This window comes from Roseivivax sp. THAF30 (genome assembly GCF_009363575.1).
GTDB lineage: Bacteria > Pseudomonadota > Alphaproteobacteria > Rhodobacterales > Rhodobacteraceae > Roseivivax > Roseivivax halotolerans.
Window position 1 is genome coordinate 205,446 of the sequence record NZ_CP045389.1, and the last position, 18,197, is coordinate 223,642.

Below are 18,197 nucleotides of genomic sequence, written 5' to 3' on the forward strand. Positions count from 1 at the left end.
GCCTTGGGGCCTCCGCACATCGCGGTATCAGTTGACGAGACCGGCGTAGCGCAGCGCGTCATCCACCTTGGCACGGGTCTCGGGCGTCAGCGGCACGAGGGGCGGACGCACCTCTTCGCCGCAGAGACCAAGCTGCGACATGGCGTATTTCGCCCCGCAAAGACCCGGTTCGGTGAAGATCGCGTGATGCAACGGCATCAGCCGGTCCTGCACCTTCAGCGCATGGGCGTAATCGCCTGCAAGGCATGCATCCTGCAACTCGGCGCACATGGCCGGCGCGACATTGGCCGTGACCGAGATGCAGCCCACACCGCCTTGCGCGTTGAAACCATGCGCCGTGGCATCCTCGCCAGAGATCTGAAGGAACTCGGTGCCGCAGGTGATCCGCTGGGCGCAGACCCGCGCGAGATCGGCGGTTGCGTCCTTCACACCGACGATCCGCGGCAGCTTGGCAAGCTCACCCATCGTGATCGGGGACATGTCCACCGCCGAGCGGCCGGGAATGTTGTAGATGATGATGGGCAGGTTCGTCTCGTCGTGCAGCATCTTGAAATGCGCGTAGAGACCGGCCTGCGTCGGCTTGTTGTAATAAGGGGTGACGACGAGCGCGCAATCGGCGCCCACGGACTCCGCATGCTTGATGAAGCGCAGCGCCTCCGCCGAATTGTTCGACCCCGCCCCGGCAATCACCGGCACGCGACCTGCGGCCTGCCGCACCACGGTCTCCACGACCGCCTCATGCTCTTCGTGGCTGAGCGTCGGGCTCTCGCCCGTTGTGCCGACCGGCACCAGCCCATGCGTGCCCTGTTCGACATGCCAGTCCACGAGACGTTTGAGCGTGTCGAAATCCACAGCGCCGTCCTTGAACGGCGTCACCAGGGCAACCATCGACCCCTTGAACATGACACGCTCCTTTCCCGTTTCACGAGGCACTCTGCGCCCCACCCGAAGAGGATTCGAAAATTCCCGCGAAAGTGAGTTGCGGGTGCCGCTCTTGGCCATATCCTCAGGGGCGTGTCTATCCATCCTCAGCGCGGAAATTGCAAGACGATGCTCAGCCGGTTCTTCATGGCCAGCCTGGCCGTTTCTCTTTGGCTCACCGCACCTGCGGCGCATGCTCAGGCGGCTCTCGCCCGGGCGATGTCCGACATGCGTGACGGCAACTGGGCCGCTGCCATGATCGAGGCGCGCGGCGACGGTCAGGCAGCGCTCGACATCATCCTATGGCATTACCTGCGCGACGGGCAGGGCGACGCGTCGCAGGTGCTCGACTTCGTGCAGCGGAACGCGGATTGGCCCGGTATGCCCTATCTGCGCGAGAAGAGCGAAGAGGCCGTCACCGCCGCAAGCCACGAGGATGTGCGCGATTTCTTCGCTGACAACCGCCCCCAGACCGGCACCGGCGCGCTGTCGCTGGCGCGGGCCTACCGCCATTTCGGTGATGAAGGCGCAGCGGATGCGGAGATCGTGCTCGCCTGGCGCACGCTGTCGATGTCGAGCGAAGAGCACGCGACCTTCCTCGCCAATCACGCCGACCTTCTGCGACCGCATCATAACGCGCGGCTCGACATGGCGCTCTGGCAGGGCTGGGAAGTCAATGCCCGCCGCATGCTGCCGCTCGTCTCGGACGGCCAACGCGCGCTCGCCGAGGCGCGGCTTGCGCTCTATGACGAAGCGCCCGGCGTCGATACGCTGATCGAGGCGGTGCCCGATGAGCTGGCGAACGATCCCGGCCTCGCCCATGCGCGATTCGTCTGGCGCGCGCGAAAAGGCCGCGACGCCGACGCCATCGAGATGCTGCTCGAGCGCTCGGGCAGCGCCACCGATCTCGGAGAGCCGGCTGCCTGGGCGAACCGCCGGCAAGACCTTGCACGCGAGCGGATGCTCGATGACGCGCATCAGGAAGCCTACCGCATCGCGTCTTCGCATCACCTTCTGGGCGGCAGCGACTTCGCGGCGCTGGAATGGCTGTCAGGCTACATCGCGCTCACTTTCCTCGACGATGCCGAAGCCGCGACGCGTCATTTCATGGCGTTCCGCGGGGCGGTCGACACGCCTATCTCCCTCGGCCGCGCCGGCTACTGGCTGGGCCGTGCCCGCGAGGCGGCGGGCGATGTCACCGGCGCGGACGATGCCTACACATTCGGCGCGCAATACCAGACCTCGTTCTACGGGCTTCTGGCTGCGGAGCGCGCGGGGCTCCCGCCGGAGCCGCGCCTCGATGGCAACGAGGATTTCGGGGATTGGGAAAGCGCGGACTGGACCGACACATCGGTTTACCGCGCGGCGATGCTCCTGATGGAGAACGGCGAGGATTGGCTTGCCGAGCGTTTCCTGACGCATCTTGCCGAACGGCTCGACCGGCAAGGGATCGGCCAGATGGGCGACATGCTCGCCGAAATGGACAAGCCGCATATCCAGGTGATGCTCGGCAAGCGGGCAGCGCAGGCGGGCCTTGAGGTCTATGGCCCCTATTACCCGCTGCATCCGCTGGTGGATCGCGACCACCCGGTGCCGACCGAGATGGTGCTCGCCATCGCCCGCCGCGAGTCGGAGTTCGATCCGAGCGTCATATCGGGCGCGGGCGCGCGTGGTCTCATGCAGCTCATGCCGGGCACCGCGCAGGAAGTGTCGGGCTGGCTCGGGGAGAATTACGCGCTCGAGCGGCTCACGCGGGAGCCGGTCTACAACTCCCGGCTCGGCGCGGCTTATCTCGCGAACCTGGCCGAGCAATTCGACGGCAACGTTGTCATGGTCTCTGCCGGCTACAACGCGGGCCCCTCGCGGCCCATCGGCTGGATGCGCCTCAACGGGGATCCGCGCCGCGGTGAGATGGATGTGGTCGACTGGATCGAGCACATCCCCTTCGACGAGACGCGCAATTACGTCATGCGCGTCGCCGAAAGCCTGCCGGTCTATCGCGCGCGGCTTGGCAAGGACCCGCACCCGGTGCCATTCTCGGAGGAGCTCAGGGGATCGACGCTCGGCTCGGGGTCATGACGCGCGGCGCGCACGGGCGAGAGTGAAGAGACCCGCCGCCACGATGATCGCCGCGCCGATCGCCACGTTGAGGCGCAAGGTCTCGCCGAAGACGAAGATGCCGAGCGCCGAGGCGAAAGGCAGCTGCAGGTAGGCGAAGGGCTGAACCGCGCTGGCCTCCGCCGCCTCGTAAGCCTTGATGAGCGTCCAATGCGCGAAAGACGCGGTGAGGCAGAGAAGCCCCATCCACGCCCAATCGCCGCTCGTCATCGGTTCCCACCGCCAGATACCGAGCGCGGTCGTCACCACCGCGCCGACGACGCCCGTCCAGAAAAAGGTTGTCGCCGCCGTGTCGCGACGCGCAACGTAGCGGTTCAGAAGTCCATAGAGCGCGAACATCAACGCTGCGAGCAGCGGTATCGCCGCGTAGGGCGAGAAGACACCGCCGGACGGCTGCAGGATGATGATCACCCCGACAAAGCCGACCGCAATCGCGAGCGCGCGCCGCCAGCCGACATACTCGCCAAGAACCGGGCCGGCGAAGAGCGCGATCATGAGCGGGTAGACCGCGAAGACCGCATGGCTTTCGACGAGGCCAAGATAGACGAAGCCCTGAACCATCACGAGAACTTCGAGCGCGAGGAGCGCGGCGCGGAACACCTGCACCCACGGCTGCGCGCTTCGGGCTGCGGCCTTGATCGACCCGGCCTGCACCCGCGCCAACCCGATCACGAAGGCTGCGAAGAACCAGTAGCGGATCATGATGACCATGTAGGTGTTGTACGTCTCGGCGAGGTGCCGCGAGATGCCGTCCTGCATGGCGAAGACGAAAGTGGTCACGACCATCAGGCCGATGCCGCGCGTTGTGTCGTTGCTGGTCATGGGATCTCTTTCCGGGCCACGCTCATGTGCCGCTTCCGCCCGTATCCCGGCACGCGGGAGACTGCAAATCCCGCCGCGGCAAGCGCGCGGCGCACCTCGCCCGCAGCGGAATAGGTCGCGGCGGTGCCGCCCTGTGCGGTATGCTCCGCGACCGATGCCAGAAGCGCAGGTTCCCAGAGCTCGGGGTTCTTGGCGGGCGAGAAACCGTCGAGGAACCACGCATCGGCGATGCCGTCCCACGCCGTAAGCGTCGTCCGCGCATCGCCGGCGCGCATCTCGAAGATCAGCTCATCGGTCTCAAAACTTGTTCGGCCGTCACGCCACATCGGCTCCAGCGTGGCGGCGATCTCCGCCAGCTCAGGGAAGACGCCCTGCGCGCGGATCATGTCCTCGGGCGCCATCGGGAACGCCTCGAAGGTGGTGAAGCGCAACGGGCCTGCGGTGCCGCTCGCCCGCCAGGCCTCCAGTGCCGCCAGAAGATTGAGGCCGGTGCCGAAACCCAGCTCGGCGATGCGGAAGCCTGGCGTGAACCGCTCGGGCAGGCCGTTGCCCGCAAGAAAGACATGCCGCGTCTCCGAGAGGCCGTCATCGAGCGAGAAATACGGATCGTCGAACCGGGTCGAGACGGGCACCCGCCCGTCCCGCCAGTCGAGCTCGGCATGCTTGTGCATGGGGCAGGGCCTCGATAGCAGAACGGCACGACACTGCGACGAAAGGCACGGCGATGACAAGAGACGCGACCGTGATGGGGGCGGGGATCTTCGGCCTGAGCATCGCCTGGGCAATGGTCCAGCGCGGAGCGCGCGTGGCGGTGATCGATCCGAACGGGCCGGGCGCCGGATCCTCGGGCGGGATCGTCGGGGCCCTGGCTCCGCATGTGCCCGAGAATTGGAACGCCAAGAAGGCGTTTCAGCTGGGCAGCCTGCTGATGGCCGAGGCGTTCTGGTCCGAGGTGGCGGAGGCCGGAGGCGAAGCGCCCGGCTATGCCCGGCTCGGGCGTCTTCAACCCATCCCGGACGAGGCCGCACTGGCATTGGCCGAGGCGCGCATCGAAACCGCAAGGGTGCTCTGGAACGGTCACGCCGACTGGACGATCATCGATCGCGTTGATGCGGATGACTTTGCGCCGCACTCGCCTACGGGCAAGCTCATCTTCGACACGCTGACGGCGCGTGTTCATCCGGCCCGAGGCTGCGCGGCGCTCGTGGCGGCATTGGAGGCGCGGGGCTGTCCGGTTCTGCGCGAAGGCGCCTTGCAAGGTTCGGTGGTCTGGGCGACCGGCTGGAACGGTCTTGAGGCCCTCTCCGAGAGGTTCGGCAAGCGGGTGGGCGCGGGCGTGAAGGGGCAGGCTCTTCTTCTCGATCACGACGCGAGGCATGCACCGCAACTCTTCGTGGACGGGTTGCATATCGTGCCGCACGCGGATGGAACGACGGCCATCGGGTCCACGACGGAGCGCGACTTCGATGCGCCAGGCAGCACCGACCACGCCGCCGACGCGCTTCTGACCCGCGCGGTCGCCGCTGTGCCGGAGCTTCAGAGCGCCCGCATCCTGCGCCGCTGGGCGGGGGTGCGTCCACGCGCCAAGAGCCGCGCGCCGATGCTCGGGGCCTGGCCGGACCGGCCGGGGGACTTCATCGCGAATGGCGGTTTCAAGATCGGCTTCGGCATGGCGCCAAAGGTCGGAGACGTCATGGCCGATCTGGTGTTGGACGGGTGCGACGCGATCCCCGAGGGCTTCCGCGTCGAGGACAACCTCTAGGAGCGCAACCGCCCCTAGAGGTCTTTCTCTTAGCTTGAGACCTGTTCGCGCAGGATAGATGCCGTGAGCGAGATCATCAGATAGATGCCGGCGAAGATCAGGAACGCCAGGATCGTGTTCTCGAAACTCCGCGGGTAGCTGGGATCCTCGGAGGCCACGGGAACGACGGAGGTGGTCAGGTAGCGCGCCTGGCTGTCGGCCTCGCGGCGCGCGCTTTCCAGTCGTTCGAGCGCCGATTGCAGCATCAGATCGCGCGTGGCGAGGTCCGCTTGGGCCAGCTGCGTTCGGATCGCGATCTCGGCGAGGTTGCCGTCGCCGGTCGTCTCGGTGGTCATGCGCTCGTTGAGCTGGCCGAGCATGTTGTTGATCCGCCGGATATCGCCTTCGACACCTTCAACGCGGCTCTGGTTCGGGCGCGGGTTATCGAGCAGCGCTTGCCGCTGCAACTGTTTCTCCTGAAGCTGCACTTCGAGGGAGCTGATCTGGCTACGCAGGGATGCGATCTTGGCCTCGGGGTCGAGCAGCGCGTTCTCCTGCTGGAGACGCACCAGCATCTCCTGCGCGTCGACGCGCTTTTCTTCGGCTTCGGCGAGGCCCTCTTCGGCATCGACCACAGCGGTCTCGCGCTTGCGCTGGGTGAGATTGTCGACCCGCTCTTCGGCGTAGTCGATCAGCGCTTCGGAGAATTGCTTTGCGAGCAGCGGATCCGCGGCGCGGACTTCCATCCGTACGACACCCTCGGTCGGATCGTAACCGATCTCCACGTTGCGCTTGTAGACCTTGTAAGTGTCTTCCATCGACGCATCGGCATCGAGACGCTGAATGGGGTCGATATCGTCCTGCATGAAATGCTCGCGGAACCCGACATCCTGGTCGAGCCTCAACATCGCATCCTTCGAGGAAAGGTAGGATTGCACCGCAATGGCGTCCTGGTTGGTGGCGAACTGGGTGCCGGACAGGAGGCCGCCCATGCCGCCCGATCCGCCGCCACCGCCGTCGTTCTTCAGGATAAGGAACTCGGACTTGGTGGCATACATCGGGGTCGCCACGGCGTAGAAGTAATAGCCCGCGATGAGGGTCGGCAGCATCACGAAGAAGGCGAGGCGCGCCATCATCAGCGCGAAGCGGCGGCGCCGACGCTTGCCGAGCTCGCGCTGCACCTTCGCCACTTCCATCGCGCGGCGCTCGGCGGTGCTCATGGTCTCCGTCGAGGGGACCTGCTGCTTCTTCAACGGAATCGTCTGCGGCAGTTTCACACCGTCACCGTCACCGACACGGGCCGGATCGACCGGATTGGCGCGGGTCGGAAGGCCCGGCTCAACGGCGCTCTGCCCGTCGGACTCGTCGCGCCCGACGACGAGCTCGAGCATGTTGGCGCGCTGGAACGGGTCGATCCCCTTGGCGCGCAGGAGCCGCACCGCATCGAAATCCGAGGTCGGCGCGAGGCCGTGTTTCTGCGCCATGCGCCGCGCCATGCGTAGCTGCCGGCCGGTCAGACCTTCCTGGCGGATCTTCTGCATGTCCGTCTCGCCCGCGACCTGCCCGGCGCTGGATACTTCCCCCGAGCGTGGCTGAGGCGCGGAGGACGCTTCGGTCTGACGCGAGGCATCCTCACGCGGCGCGGTCGCGCGCTGCTCGGAACTTTGCGGCGGTGCGCTCATGCGGGTCTCGGGCTGGGCGGAGGGCGGTGTGTCCTCACGACCCTGTGCAGCCTCCGGTGCCGGCTGCGCCGATCCCTCGTTCCGGCGGATGCGGAACTTCTTAGCTTTGGGTTTCGTAGTCATAGAGCCGCTTGGCCTCTTCCAGGGTATCGAACATGTGCAGGTGGCCATCCATGAGGACACCGGCCTTCTTCGCAAACTTTTCGAGCAGGGCGGGCTGGTGCGACACGATCACGAGCGTCGAGCGCTGGAGCCGTTCGGCCAGAAGGTCGCCCGCCTTCTTGTTGAATTCCACGTCGGTCGAGTTCGGCATCCCTTCGTCGATGAGATACATATCGAAGTCGAGTGCCAGAAGCAGCGAAAACGTGAAGCGGGCCTTCATGCCCGAGGAATAGGTGCCGAGCGGCTGATCGAAATACTCGCCGAGCCCGCAAACCCAGCGCGAGAATGCCTCGACGTAATCGGGATCGAGGCCGTAGATCTTCGCGATGAAACGGGAATTTTCGGCAGCCGAGATCCGGTTGACCACGCCGCCCATATATCCCAGCGGGAAGGAGATGCGGCCTTCGCGTCGGATTGCGCCCTCATCGGGCTTTTCGAGCCCGGCCATCATGTTGACGAGGGTCGTCTTGCCGGTGCCGTTCGGCGCGAGAATCCCGATCGCGTCGCCCATCTCCACGCGGAAGGACGCCTGGTTCAGGATCACCTTGTGATGCGATCCGGTCCAGAAGGATTTGCTGACGCTTTCGAACTCCAACATTGGCGCTATCCGAGACTGCTCTGCCGTTCTGCTAAGAGGCTTATGACGGCTTTGCACCACCATTGAGATGAAAATTTGGTCAGATTATGGCCCATGCAGGAAACAAAATCCAAGCTTTCAGGTGCGCTGTCTCCATTTCCGGAACCCTGCGCGGCAGGCATGTGAATTGAAGCCCGCGCCGGGCGATCTACCTCCGCAGCGACGCCACGATAACGTCATGCAACAGGAGGTCTCCCATGACACAGACGCGCAGAACCTTCCTCGTCAGCGCCGCAGCACTCGCCGGAGGAACGACGATCATGCCCTTTGCAGCGATGGCACAGGACCAGACGTCGAACACGTTCGAGACCGAGGCCGGCCCGGTGACGGTACACCCGGTGGAGCATGCCTCCTTCGTGCTCGAAACGCCGTCCGGCACGATCTATGTCGACACGGTCGGAGATGCGGACCTGTATTCGGACTTCCCTGCGCCAGACCTCATCCTGATCACGCATGAGCATGGCGACCATTACAACGCGGAGACACTGACCGCGCTTGCGGGCGAGGAAACGCAGATCGTCACCAATCCCGCAGTCTTCGACATGCTGCCCGAGGAGCTTGCATCCAGAGCAACTTCGATGGCCAATGGCGACAGCGGCGAGATGATGGGCATCGCGATCGACGCGATCCCGGCGCACAACACCACCGAGGACCGGATGAACTTCCACCCGGAGGGCCGCGACAATGGTTACGTCCTCGATTGGGGCGGGTTCCGGATGTACATCTCCGGGGATACCGAGGTGACCGACGAGATGCGCGCGCTCGAGAATATCGACGTGGCCTTCGTCTGCATGAACCTGCCTTTCACGATGGGTGTGGAACAGGCCGCCGAGGGCGTGAACGCGTTTCAACCGGCGGTCGTCTACCCCTACCATTACCGGGGCCGCGACGGCGGCACGCAGGATCCCGAAGAATTTGCGTCGATGGTCGACGGCTCCGAGGTCCGCATGGGCGAATGGTATCCCAACGGTATGGGCTGATAGCACCGTGTTGTGACGAGCATGGCCCCCGGCTGAGTGCCCGGGGGCTTTCTTATGCCGCGGTCCGCAGGCGGCTGAAGCTCATGGAGATATGCGCCCGGCGCACGAGCGCCGCAGCCTGCACGTCGCCTGCCTCGAGGGCGGCCAGCGTCTCCCGGATCTCGGCCTCGAAACTCTCGCATTCGCGCATGAGATCGAGCTCTCCGATCCGTGCAAGCCAGATCCGTGCCGTCTTGAGGTAAAGCCGCTCTGCTACCTCGATGAGAGGGCCGTTGCCGGTCAGTCGCAGCCCGAGGCGGAAAAAGGCGGCGTTGAGTTCGGCAAAGGCGCGCGGATCCGGTGCAGCGGAGAGGCGTTCGGCGTCGGCCAGCATGTCTTCCGCGGACGCGACGATGTCTTCCGTCACGGGCCTTGGCGAGAGATGGCCGATCAGTTCGGCAAGCTCCATCCGGAGCGCGTAGATATGGGCGAGTTCCGATGGCTCCACATCGGTGACAAGCGTGCCGACACCGTGCCGCGTCTCGACGAGCCCTTCATCGGACAGACGCGCTAGAACCCGGCGAAGGGGTGTGCGGGAGACGCCGAACTCGGCCGCAAGCGCCTCCTCGCCCAGTTTCGTGCCCGGCGGATAGTCAAGCAGGCAGATCCGCGTGCGTAGCACGTCGTAAAGCTGGTGATGCCGGGTCTCCGCCTCGCTCATGCCGAAAGCTGCGCACCGAGGCCGTGCAGCATGTCGATGCATTGGCTGAGCTGCTCGCGGGTGACGAACTCGTCGGGCTTGTGCGCCTGCGCGATGGAGCCGGGACCGCAGACCACGACCGACATGCCGATCTCTTGGAAGAGGCCCGCTTCGGTGCCGAACGGCACGAGCTCGGCCTTCGTCGCGCCGGTCAGTTCCGCCATGAGATCACGCGCGGCGTTCTCTGACATGGGCTCAAGCCCCGCGACTTCGCCGATCACCTCGGTCACGATATCCGCGTCAGGATGCACCTCGCGCATCGCGGGCAGGAGATCGCGTTCGACATAGGCGCGGATATCGTCCTTCACGAACGCGGCGTCGCTGCCTTGCACGGGCCGCATCTCCCATTGCACCTCGGCCCAGCCGGGGATGACATTGTGCGCGTGACCGCCCGCAAGACGGCCGATATTGATCGTGGTCCAGGGCGGATCGAACTTGGACGTCTCGGGCGCGCGCCCGCGCAGCTGATCGGCCAGCAGCAAAAGCCGCGTGACGTAGAGCACCGCATAAGACACCGCGTTCACGCCGCGGTCCGGGGCGGAGCCGTGCCCTTCGAGCCCAGTAAAGGTTGCGGTATATTCGCAGCAGCCCTTGTGCCCTTCGATGATCCGCATCTCCGTCGGCTCGCCCACAATGGCGATGGCGGGCCGGATCTCGCGCTCTGCAAGCTCGGGCACCAGCGCCTGTGCGCCGAGGCAGCCAACCTCCTCGTCATGGGTGAAGCAGAAATGCACCGGCCGCTTCAGGGTCTTGTGCGAGAATTCACGCGCCATCGCGAGGCTCGCGGCGATGAAGCCCTTCATGTCGCACGCCCCGCGCCCGTAAAGAGCATCCTCCCAGGCAGACATGCGGAATGGATCTGTGGTCCAGTTCTGGTCGGTCACGGGCACGACGTCGGAATGCCCCGAGAGCACGACGCCACCCGACCGCTCCGGCCCGAGCGTCGCGAAGAGATTCGCCTTCGCGCCGGTCGGATCCGCATAGACATCGACCTTCGCGCCGGCATCGTCGAGGATGTTGGCCATGTGGTCGATCAGGGCGCGGTTCGGCTCTGAAGAGACCGTCGGGTGCGCGATCAGATCGGCAAGGATGGTTTCTGTGGCCCAGAGATCGCTCATGTCTTCACGAACATCTTGCGGGGCCGGTTGCAGAAGGTTTCGGCCGGGCCGTCTTCGGTGATGAGGATCGACTCGGTGATCTCTAGCCCCCAATCGGCCATCCAGAGGCCGGGCATGAAGTGAAATGTCATGCCGGGTTCAAGCTCGGTCTCGTCCTCGGAGCGCAGGCTGATCGTCCGCTCGCCCCAGTCGGGCGGATAGGACAGCCCGATCGGATAACCGCAGCGCGCGCCGCGTTCGATGCCCGCGCTTTCGAGAGGCGCGGCCAGCGCGTTGGCGATGTCACAGGCACGGTTGCCCGCCCGCGCGGCGTCGAGCCCGGCCTCCAGCCCTTCGACAAGCGCCGCTTCCGCGCGCTTGAAGATGTCCGAGGGCTCGCCCAGAAAGATCGTCCGGCAGAACGGCGCGTGATAGCGGCGAAAACAACCCGAGATCTCGAAGAAGGTCGCCTCGCCCTGGTTGAAGGGGCGTCCATCCCAGGTGAGGTGCGGCGCGGCCGCGTCAGAGCCCGAGGGCAGCAGCGGAACGATCGCGGCATAATCGCCCCAATGGCCGTCCACGCCCGACAGCGCGTCGCGATACACCTCGGCCACCACCTCGTTCTTCGGCACCCCCGGCTCGACCCGTTCGACGAGCCCGTCGATGATCTTTTCGGAGATCTTCGCCGCGCGGCGGATGAAGACGAGTTCCTCTTCCGATTTCACCGCGCGCTGCCAGTTCACGAGCGCCGTCGCGTCGATGAAGGTGGCGTCCGGCAGTTCCTCGGTCAGCGATTGGTAGGCCTTGGCCGAGAAGTAGTAATTGTCCATCTCGATGCCGATCCGCACCTTGTCGAGCCCCATGCCGATCACGCGCTGGGCAAGGTCCTGCATCGGGTGTCGTTCGGTCGACTGGACGTAATTGTCGGCATAGCCGATGACGCGGTCGTCGCCCATCCAGACGGTCCGCACCGCGCCGTTCGAATCCTGGTTCCTGCCCCACCAGATCGGATCCGCGTCGGGAAAGACCAGGACGCCCTGGTGCACGTAGAAGGACCACCCGTCATAGCCTGTCAGCCACGCCATATTGGACGGGTCGGTGACAAGCAGAAGCTCGACGCCCGCGCGGTCCATTGCGCGCCGGGTCTTGTCGAGCCGCCGATTGTACTCGGCCTCGGAGAAAGGAAGGTCCTTCGAGAAGCGGTGAAATACCATGGGCAAGCCTTTCCGAAACGGATGTCGTTACCCTGTCATCTGTGCCCCTTTGTGTACAACGGGGCCTCACCAAAAACGACATGCGCGCGCGCAATCTTGCATTTGAACGACAATTTGCTGCTGTGCTCGGCAGAGACGGGCAACTTTTCGGCAGGATGTATACATCCAAAGGCTGGGCACCGCGCGATTCGTCCTCGCCCGATCTTCAGGCTTCCTGACGTTCTCTCGTCCTCAGTCACGAGGAGATTTGCCCGAATCTTCGCTTTTCGCAGTTCAAATGCCGCAAATGCCTAGCGGTTGACGCGCAAAGGGCCTTCTTCTTGGGTTTCTGAGCGACCCCACGGTCAAGACAGTTGCAAGTGAGGTCCTCACCATATTTAGTTCTTCAGTGACAAGCGGAGCCATAACCGCGTGAACGACAATCAGGGAGCCGAGATGGCGCAAGCGGCTGAGACCGACTCGTTCGTAGCATTCGAGCGAGTTCAAAAAAGCTATGATGGCGAGACACTCGTCGTTAAGGACCTCAATCTCTCCATGCCGAAAGGCGAGTTTCTGACGATGCTCGGGCCTTCGGGATCGGGCAAGACAACCTGCCTGATGATGCTTGCCGGTTTCGAGACGGCAACGCATGGGGCGATCAAGCTCGACGGCGTGTCGATCAACAATATCCCGCCGCATAAACGCGGGATCGGGATGGTATTTCAGAACTACGCGCTCTTTCCGCACATGTCGGTGGCCGAGAACCTCTCCTTCCCGCTGGAAGTTCGCGGCATCTCCAAGTCGGATCGCGAGGAGAAGATCAATCGCGCGCTCGACATGGTGCAGATGCGCAGTTTCGCCGGCCGCCGCCCGGCCCAGCTTTCAGGTGGCCAGCAGCAGCGGATCGCGTTGGCGCGCGCGCTTGTTTTCGAGCCCGAACTGGTCCTGATGGACGAGCCGCTCGGTGCGCTCGACAAGCAGCTGCGCGAGACCCTGCAATTCGAGATCACCAACCTGGCCCACGAGCTCGGCATCACGGTGGTCTATGTCACGCACGACCAGACCGAGGCGCTGACCATGTCTGATCGCGTCGCGGTCTTCGACGACGGACGCATCCAGCAGCTCGCGCCGCCGGACGAACTTTACGAGAGGCCGCAGAACAGCTTCGTCGCCCAGTTCATCGGCGAGAATAACACGCTCGATGGCGTGGTCGAAAGCATCAACGGCAATCAATGCACCGTTCGGCTCGATTCCGGCGACATCATCGACGCGCTGCCGGTCAACGTCGCAAACAAGGGCGAGCGCACGGTCGTGTCGATCCGGCCCGAGCGGGTGGAGTTCAACAAGGAGCGCCTCCAGGAAGGCGCACACCTGCTGAAGGCCGAGGTCAAAGAATTCATCTACATGGGTGACATCTTCCGCACCCGCCTTTCCGTGGCGGGGAACGACGATTTCATCATCAAGACGCGAAACGCGCCCGACCAGCGGCGTCTCAAGCCTGGCGAACAGCTCGAGATCGGCTGGCTCGCCGAGGATTGCCGCGCTCTGGACGCATAAGCACCGAATACCTCGACGCGCGCCCGGTTCGGGCCCGCGCGTCGGGGGTGCCATGAGGGTTCGAACGTCCGACCCGTGACGCGGGCCCCTCAAACCAAAAGACGGGCAATGACTAGGGAGACTGTAATGAAGTTCTCGAAGACACTTATGGCAACGACGGCTCTGACCGTTGCAGCCAGCGCGACCGCGTTCGCGCAGGATCAGGAAATGGCCGACAGCATGACGCTGGTCAGCTGGGGCGGTGCCTACCAGAACAGCCAGCAGCAGGCATATGTCGTACCCTACCTCGAGATGAATCCCGACGTATCCGTGAGCTGGGACGAAAGCTCCGCGGAAGCGGTCGCGCGTCTGCGCGCGATGAACGAAGCGGGCAACATCACCTGGGATCTCGTCGACGTCGTGGCTTCTGACGCCATCCGTCTGTGCGACGAAGGTCTGGCGATGGAGATCGACCACGACGAGATGCTCGAAGCCGCGCCCGACGGCACCGAAGCGTCCGACGATTTCGGCGACCTGATCGTCTCCGACTGCTACATCCCGCAGATCGTCTACTCCACAACCTTCGGCTACCGCACCGACATGGTGCCGGAAGGCGTCGAGGCCCCGAACGACATCTGCGACGTCTGGGATCTTGAAACCTATCCGGGTCAGCGCGCGCTGGAGCGTCGTCCGATCAACAACATGGAATGGGCTCTGCTCTGCGACGGTGTCGCGAAGGACGAGATCTATGACGTGCTCGCGACCGAAGAGGGCCAGGATCAGGCGCTCGCCAAGCTCGACGAGATCAAGGACCAGGTCGTGTGGTGGAACGCAGGCGCAGACACGCCGCAGCTTCTGGCCGACGGCGAAGTCTTCATGGGTTCGACCTATAACGGCCGCCTCTACTCGGCGATCGAAGAGCAGGACCAGCCCATCGGCATGATGTGGGACGCGCAGGTGTTCGACCTCGATGGTTGGATCATTCCCGAAGGTCTGCCGGAAGACCGTCTGGCACGCGTGATGGACTTCGTCCGCTTCGCGACCGACACGCAGCGTCTGGCCGATCAGGCAAACTACATCTCCTACGGCCCGGCGCGCCAGTCCTCGGCTCCGCTGGTTCCGGAGGACATGAAGCAGCACATGCCGACCGATCCCGAGAACTCGGCCAACACGTTCCTCTACAACTACGAGTTCTGGGCTGACTATCGCGACGATATCGACGCGAAGTTCCAGTCCTGGCTCGCACAGTAAGGACGAGATTCCGGGCGATGCGTCAAAGCACGTATCGCCCGGTGTGATACCGATGGGATGCGCCGCAGAGGCGCATCCCGCCAACCAAGAACGAGCGGCAATAAGACCGCGGCAGGGATGGGACCAAGCGACATGCCCAAGGGCTACATCATCGCCCATATCACCGTTGAGGATCCGGAGGCGTATCGCGAATACGTCGAGAAGGACACGCCCATCCTCACCGGCCTCGGTGGACGCTTCATCGTTCGCGGCGGCCCGTCCGAGGTCGTCGAAGGCGCATCCCATGACCGGCACGTCGTCATCGAATTCGACGATTACGCCAGCGCAGAGCGCGCATACCGCGACCCTGAATACCAGGCTGTCGCCGATATTCGCCGCCGCACCGCGCAAAGCACAATCATCCTCGCAGAAGGGGTCTGAGCCATGAGCGACGCCAGTACCGATCCGGACAAGATCGAGGGTCCGACGCCCGACAATGCGATGCGCGCCGCCAAGGCCGCCGATGACGGTCCGATGCTCGCGGCGGACGGAACGCCGCTCAAGAAATCGCTCGCCAAATCGCTGCGGGTGCAGAAGATGCGCGCGCTTATCCTGATCGCTCCGCTTCTGATCTTCGTTCTGGTCAGCTTCATCGCGCCCATCGGCGACATGCTCTTCCGCTCGGTCGAGAACCAGATCGTCTCGGACACGCTGCCGCGCACTACCGCGCGGATCGACGAGTGGGATTCGGCATCCGGCGAGACGCCGGAGGAGGCGTTGTACGAAGCACTGTTCTACGATCTCTTCGTCGCCGAAGCCCGGCGGGAACATACCCGTCTCGGCACCCGTCTCAATTACGAGATGACGGGCATGTCTTCGCTCTTCCGCCGCTCGGGTCGGAGCCTCGATGACATCTCGGACGTCTATCTCGACCAGTTCGAAGACCTCAATGAAGCCTGGGACGAGGCTCTGCCGTGGGCCGAGCTGATGGGCGATCCCGACTGGATCGCGGAGCAGCAGGCGTTCGACGAGGCTGGCGAAGATGGCCGGATGCCGCGGTTCGAGCTGCGCGAGGGCGCGATCAACGAATTCCCGAACGCGGCTGCCGCCTACGAGACCTTTGCGCGCTTCTCGCAAACCGAAGAAGAAGACAGCCCGCTGGAAGAAGAGCCTTACGGACTTGTCCATGTGGCGCTCTACAAGGATCTGACCGAAAACGGCTACAGCCAGTATGACGGCCCGCGCGCGGATCTCGTGCAGGAAGCTGATGCCGCGGTCGACGGGTTCGAGAGCATCGGCTTCAAGGAAGGCATGATCGAGATCGACGAGGATTGGGGAAATCCCGAGATCTGGACCACGCTGCAGATGTATTCGCCCGACTATACCACGGGCTACTTCCTGAACTCCGTGGACATGCAGAAGACCGCGGATGGTCCTGCGCTCCGCGATGCTGATGAGCGGATCTATGGCCTGTTGTTCCAGCGCACGCTCTTCATGTCGCTGGTCATCACCTTCAGCTGCATCGCGCTCGGCTATCCGGTGGCGTATCTGTTGTCGAACCTGCCGGCGCGTACGGCGAACCTCCTAATGATCCTCGTTCTGCTGCCGTTCTGGACGTCGCTTCTGGTTCGAACCTCGGCCTGGAAGGTGATGCTGCAGCAACAAGGCGTGATAAACGACGTACTGGTCTGGCTCGGCATGATCGGTGACGGCAGCCGGCTCGTGATGATCAACAACCAGTTCGGTACGATCGTGGCCATGACCCACATCCTGCTGCCATTCATGATCCTGCCGATGTATTCGGTGATGTCGACGATCCCGCCCTCCTATGTTCGGGCGGCCAGGTCTCTTGGTGCGACGCCGACGACGGCGTTCCGGCGGGTTTACTTCCCACAATCGATCCCGGGGATCGGCGCGGGCTCTATCCTCGTCTTCATCCTGTCGATCGGCTACTACATCACGCCCGAGATCGTCGGCGGCACCACCGGTACGTTCATCTCGAACCGGATCGCCTATCACATCTCGTCGTCTCTCAACTGGGGCCTCGCGGCGGCGCTGGGTACGATCCTGCTTGTGGTCGTGCTGGTGCTCTACTGGGCCTATGACCGCATCGTCGGCATCGACAACGTGAAACTCGGGGGCTGAGCCATGAATGACGTCGTTCTGACCGAAACCAAGGATCAGCCGCTCTGGTTCACCGCTTCCGTGATCGGCGCGGCGGGAGCCTTCTTCGGGCTCTTCGTCGGCACCGCGCAGGGCTCTGGGCTCGGCGGTGTGATCGTCGGCTTCCTGATCGCTGCCGCGCTCGGCGTCGCGGCGATCAAGCTCCTGGGCACGGAGATGGAGAAGACCTTCAAATATGGTCTGATCGCCATCTTCCTCGTCGCAGGCTTTGCCTTCGGCGGCCTCGCAGGCCTCATCGTCATGGGGCTCTTCGCGTGGTTCCTCGGCTGGTTCATCTACTGGATCGGCCGGCAACGATACCGCGAGTTCCTGCCGCCTTACCTGACCGCTCGTGAGGTCTTGTGGCATTACACCTTCCGGGTGCTCTGCGGCGCGGTACTCGTTTTCCTCATCACCCCGATCCTCGTGGTGATGCCGCTCTCGTTCAACGCCGAGAACTTCTTCACCTTCACGCCCGAGATGCTGCGCCTCGATCCTGACGGCTACAGCCTCAGGCATTACCGCGACTTCCTGACTAACCCCGAATGGACGAACGCGGTCTGGAACTCGGTCCGGGTTGCCCCGGTCTCCACACTGATCGCGGTGACGCTGGGCACGCTCGCGGCGATCGGCCTCAGCCAGAGCCACGTTCCCGGACGGCAAGCGATCATGGCGATCCTGATCTCGCCGATGATCGTGCCGCTCATCATCTCGGCGACGGGGATGTACTTCTTCTATTCGAAGATCGGCATCGTCGGCACCTATTGGGGCGTCGTACTCGCCCATGCGGTGCTCGGCATTCCCTTCGTCATCATCACTGTGACTGCAACGCTCGTCGGTTTCGACAAGTCGCTGGTGCGCGCCTCTGCCAATCTTGGCGCGAACCCGGTGCGGACGTTCTTCAAGGTGCAGATGCCGCTTATCCTGCCCGGCGTGATCTCCGGCGGTCTTTTCGCCTTCATCACGTCCTTCGACGAGGTGGTGGTGGTGATCTTCATCGGCTCGGCCGAGCTGCAGACGCTGCCCTGGCAGATGTTCACGGGCCTGCGGGAACAGATCTCTCCGACGATCCTCGCCGCGGCGACGATCCTCGTCTGTATCTCCATCGCGCTTCTGTCGACGGTCGAGATCCTGCGGCGTCGGTCGGAGAAACTGCGCGGGCTGAGCCCGAGCTGA

16 protein-coding genes are annotated in these 18,197 nt (G+C 64.1%); 8 read left to right on the plus strand and 8 right to left on the minus strand.

What is annotated here, in order from left to right; all coding sequences use genetic code 11:
• Positions 1-27: 27 nt before the first annotated feature.
• Positions 28-903 (minus strand): 4-hydroxy-tetrahydrodipicolinate synthase, encoded by an 876-nt coding sequence (dapA, locus tag FIU91_RS00870; protein WP_093012070.1) that lies wholly within the window; start codon positions 901-903, stop codon positions 28-30.
• Between the two features lie 165 nt (positions 904-1,068).
• Here dapA and FIU91_RS00875 point away from each other — a divergent pair, with 165 nt between their 5' ends.
• Positions 1,069-3,000 (plus strand): lytic transglycosylase domain-containing protein, encoded by a 1,932-nt coding sequence (locus FIU91_RS00875; protein WP_152461059.1) that lies wholly within the window; start codon positions 1,069-1,071, stop codon positions 2,998-3,000.
• Here the strand turns inward: FIU91_RS00875 and FIU91_RS00880 are convergent.
• Positions 2,995-3,861, minus strand: a complete 867-nt coding sequence (locus tag FIU91_RS00880) for a DMT family transporter (RefSeq protein ID WP_093012073.1) — start codon at positions 3,859-3,861, stop codon at positions 2,995-2,997. The genes FIU91_RS00875 and FIU91_RS00880 overlap by 6 nt on opposite strands.
• A complete protein-coding gene (gene mnmD / locus FIU91_RS00885; protein WP_152461060.1) occupies positions 3,858-4,532 on the minus strand; it encodes a tRNA (5-methylaminomethyl-2-thiouridine)(34)-methyltransferase MnmD in 675 nt (224 codons plus the stop codon). Before mnmD ends, FIU91_RS00880 begins: the two co-directional genes overlap by 4 nt.
• Positions 4,533-4,585: 53 nt before the next feature.
• Here mnmD and FIU91_RS00890 point away from each other — a divergent pair, with 53 nt between their 5' ends.
• The gene (locus tag FIU91_RS00890; RefSeq protein ID WP_152461061.1) at positions 4,586-5,623 is read left to right on the plus strand and encodes an FAD-binding oxidoreductase; all 1,038 of its coding nucleotides are present in this window, start codon (positions 4,586-4,588) and stop codon (positions 5,621-5,623) included.
• Between the two features lie 29 nt (positions 5,624-5,652).
• Here the strand turns inward: FIU91_RS00890 and FIU91_RS00895 are convergent, their stop codons facing one another.
• Both FIU91_RS00895 and FIU91_RS00900 read right to left on the minus strand, forming a co-directional pair.
• Positions 5,653-7,407, minus strand: a complete 1,755-nt coding sequence (locus tag FIU91_RS00895) for a capsule biosynthesis protein (RefSeq protein WP_152461062.1) — start codon at positions 7,405-7,407, stop codon at positions 5,653-5,655.
• On the minus strand, positions 7,385-8,044 hold the full coding sequence (locus FIU91_RS00900; protein WP_093012085.1) for an ABC transporter ATP-binding protein: 660 nt from the start codon (positions 8,042-8,044) through the stop codon (positions 7,385-7,387). The genes FIU91_RS00895 and FIU91_RS00900 overlap by 23 nt, the downstream gene beginning before the upstream one ends.
• A gap of 236 nt (positions 8,045-8,280) precedes the next feature.
• On the opposite strand from FIU91_RS00900, the gene FIU91_RS00905 reads away from it, so the two are divergent.
• The gene (locus tag FIU91_RS00905; RefSeq protein ID WP_152461063.1) at positions 8,281-9,063 is read left to right on the plus strand and encodes an MBL fold metallo-hydrolase; all 783 of its coding nucleotides are present in this window, start codon (positions 8,281-8,283) and stop codon (positions 9,061-9,063) included.
• A gap of 52 nt (positions 9,064-9,115) precedes the next feature.
• Here the strand turns inward: FIU91_RS00905 and FIU91_RS00910 are convergent, their stop codons facing one another.
• The 3 genes from FIU91_RS00910 to doeA are packed head-to-tail and all read right to left on the minus strand — an operon-like array spanning position 9,116 to position 12,113.
• A complete protein-coding gene (locus FIU91_RS00910; RefSeq protein ID WP_152461064.1) occupies positions 9,116-9,763 on the minus strand; it encodes a GntR family transcriptional regulator in 648 nt (215 codons plus the stop codon).
• Positions 9,760-10,920, minus strand: coding sequence for an acetylornithine deacetylase (gene argE, locus FIU91_RS00915; RefSeq protein WP_152461065.1), 1,161 nt, complete (start codon positions 10,918-10,920; stop codon positions 9,760-9,762). Before argE ends, FIU91_RS00910 begins: the two co-directional genes overlap by 4 nt.
• On the minus strand, positions 10,917-12,113 hold the full coding sequence (doeA, locus tag FIU91_RS00920; protein ID WP_093012096.1) for an ectoine hydrolase DoeA: 1,197 nt from the start codon (positions 12,111-12,113) through the stop codon (positions 10,917-10,919). Before doeA ends, argE begins: the two co-directional genes overlap by 4 nt.
• Before the next feature lie 435 nt (positions 12,114-12,548).
• On the opposite strand from doeA, the gene FIU91_RS00925 reads away from it, so the two are divergent.
• From FIU91_RS00925 to FIU91_RS00945, 5 genes are all read left to right on the plus strand, one after another.
• Positions 12,549-13,649, plus strand: a complete 1,101-nt coding sequence (locus tag FIU91_RS00925; protein WP_152463605.1) for an ABC transporter ATP-binding protein — start codon at positions 12,549-12,551, stop codon at positions 13,647-13,649.
• A 126-nt stretch (positions 13,650-13,775) separates the two neighbouring features.
• Positions 13,776-14,879 carry an extracellular solute-binding protein gene (locus FIU91_RS00930; RefSeq protein WP_152461066.1) on the plus strand — a complete coding sequence of 368 codons (1,104 nt, stop codon included), beginning with the start codon at positions 13,776-13,778 and terminating at the stop codon, positions 14,877-14,879.
• Between the two features lie 132 nt (positions 14,880-15,011).
• Positions 15,012-15,299, plus strand: coding sequence for a DUF1330 domain-containing protein (locus FIU91_RS00935; protein ID WP_152461067.1), 288 nt, complete (start codon positions 15,012-15,014; stop codon positions 15,297-15,299).
• Between the two features lie 3 nt (positions 15,300-15,302).
• A complete protein-coding gene (locus FIU91_RS00940) occupies positions 15,303-17,003 on the plus strand; it encodes an ABC transporter permease (RefSeq protein WP_152461068.1) in 1,701 nt (566 codons plus the stop codon).
• A 3-nt stretch (positions 17,004-17,006) separates the two neighbouring features.
• Positions 17,007-18,197, plus strand: coding sequence for an ABC transporter permease (locus tag FIU91_RS00945; protein WP_093012103.1), 1,191 nt, complete (start codon positions 17,007-17,009; stop codon positions 18,195-18,197).

Bases quoted from the DNA above. Each gene is read 5' to 3' on its own strand.
- dapA (WP_093012070.1), bottom strand. From the start codon at position 903: ATGTTCAAGGGGTCGATGGTTGCCCTGGTGACGCCGTTCAAGGACGGC.
- FIU91_RS00875 (WP_152461059.1), top strand. From the start codon at position 1,069: ATGGCCAGCCTGGCCGTTTCTCTTTGGCTCACCGCACCTGCGGCGCAT.
- FIU91_RS00880 (WP_093012073.1), bottom strand. From the start codon at position 3,861: ATGACCAGCAACGACACAACGCGCGGCATCGGCCTGATGGTCGTGACC.
- mnmD (WP_152461060.1), bottom strand. From the start codon at position 4,532: ATGCACAAGCATGCCGAGCTCGACTGGCGGGACGGGCGGGTGCCCGTC.
- FIU91_RS00890 (WP_152461061.1), top strand. From the start codon at position 4,586: ATGACAAGAGACGCGACCGTGATGGGGGCGGGGATCTTCGGCCTGAGC.
- FIU91_RS00895 (WP_152461062.1), bottom strand. From the start codon at position 7,407: ATGACTACGAAACCCAAAGCTAAGAAGTTCCGCATCCGCCGGAACGAG.
- FIU91_RS00900 (WP_093012085.1), bottom strand. From the start codon at position 8,044: ATGTTGGAGTTCGAAAGCGTCAGCAAATCCTTCTGGACCGGATCGCAT.
- FIU91_RS00905 (WP_152461063.1), top strand. From the start codon at position 8,281: ATGACACAGACGCGCAGAACCTTCCTCGTCAGCGCCGCAGCACTCGCC.
- FIU91_RS00910 (WP_152461064.1), bottom strand. From the start codon at position 9,763: ATGAGCGAGGCGGAGACCCGGCATCACCAGCTTTACGACGTGCTACGC.
- argE (WP_152461065.1), bottom strand. From the start codon at position 10,920: ATGAGCGATCTCTGGGCCACAGAAACCATCCTTGCCGATCTGATCGCG.
- doeA (WP_093012096.1), bottom strand. From the start codon at position 12,113: ATGGTATTTCACCGCTTCTCGAAGGACCTTCCTTTCTCCGAGGCCGAG.
- FIU91_RS00925 (WP_152463605.1), top strand. From the start codon at position 12,549: ATGGCGCAAGCGGCTGAGACCGACTCGTTCGTAGCATTCGAGCGAGTT.
- FIU91_RS00930 (WP_152461066.1), top strand. From the start codon at position 13,776: ATGAAGTTCTCGAAGACACTTATGGCAACGACGGCTCTGACCGTTGCA.
- FIU91_RS00935 (WP_152461067.1), top strand. From the start codon at position 15,012: ATGCCCAAGGGCTACATCATCGCCCATATCACCGTTGAGGATCCGGAG.
- FIU91_RS00940 (WP_152461068.1), top strand. From the start codon at position 15,303: ATGAGCGACGCCAGTACCGATCCGGACAAGATCGAGGGTCCGACGCCC.
- FIU91_RS00945 (WP_093012103.1), top strand. From the start codon at position 17,007: ATGAATGACGTCGTTCTGACCGAAACCAAGGATCAGCCGCTCTGGTTC.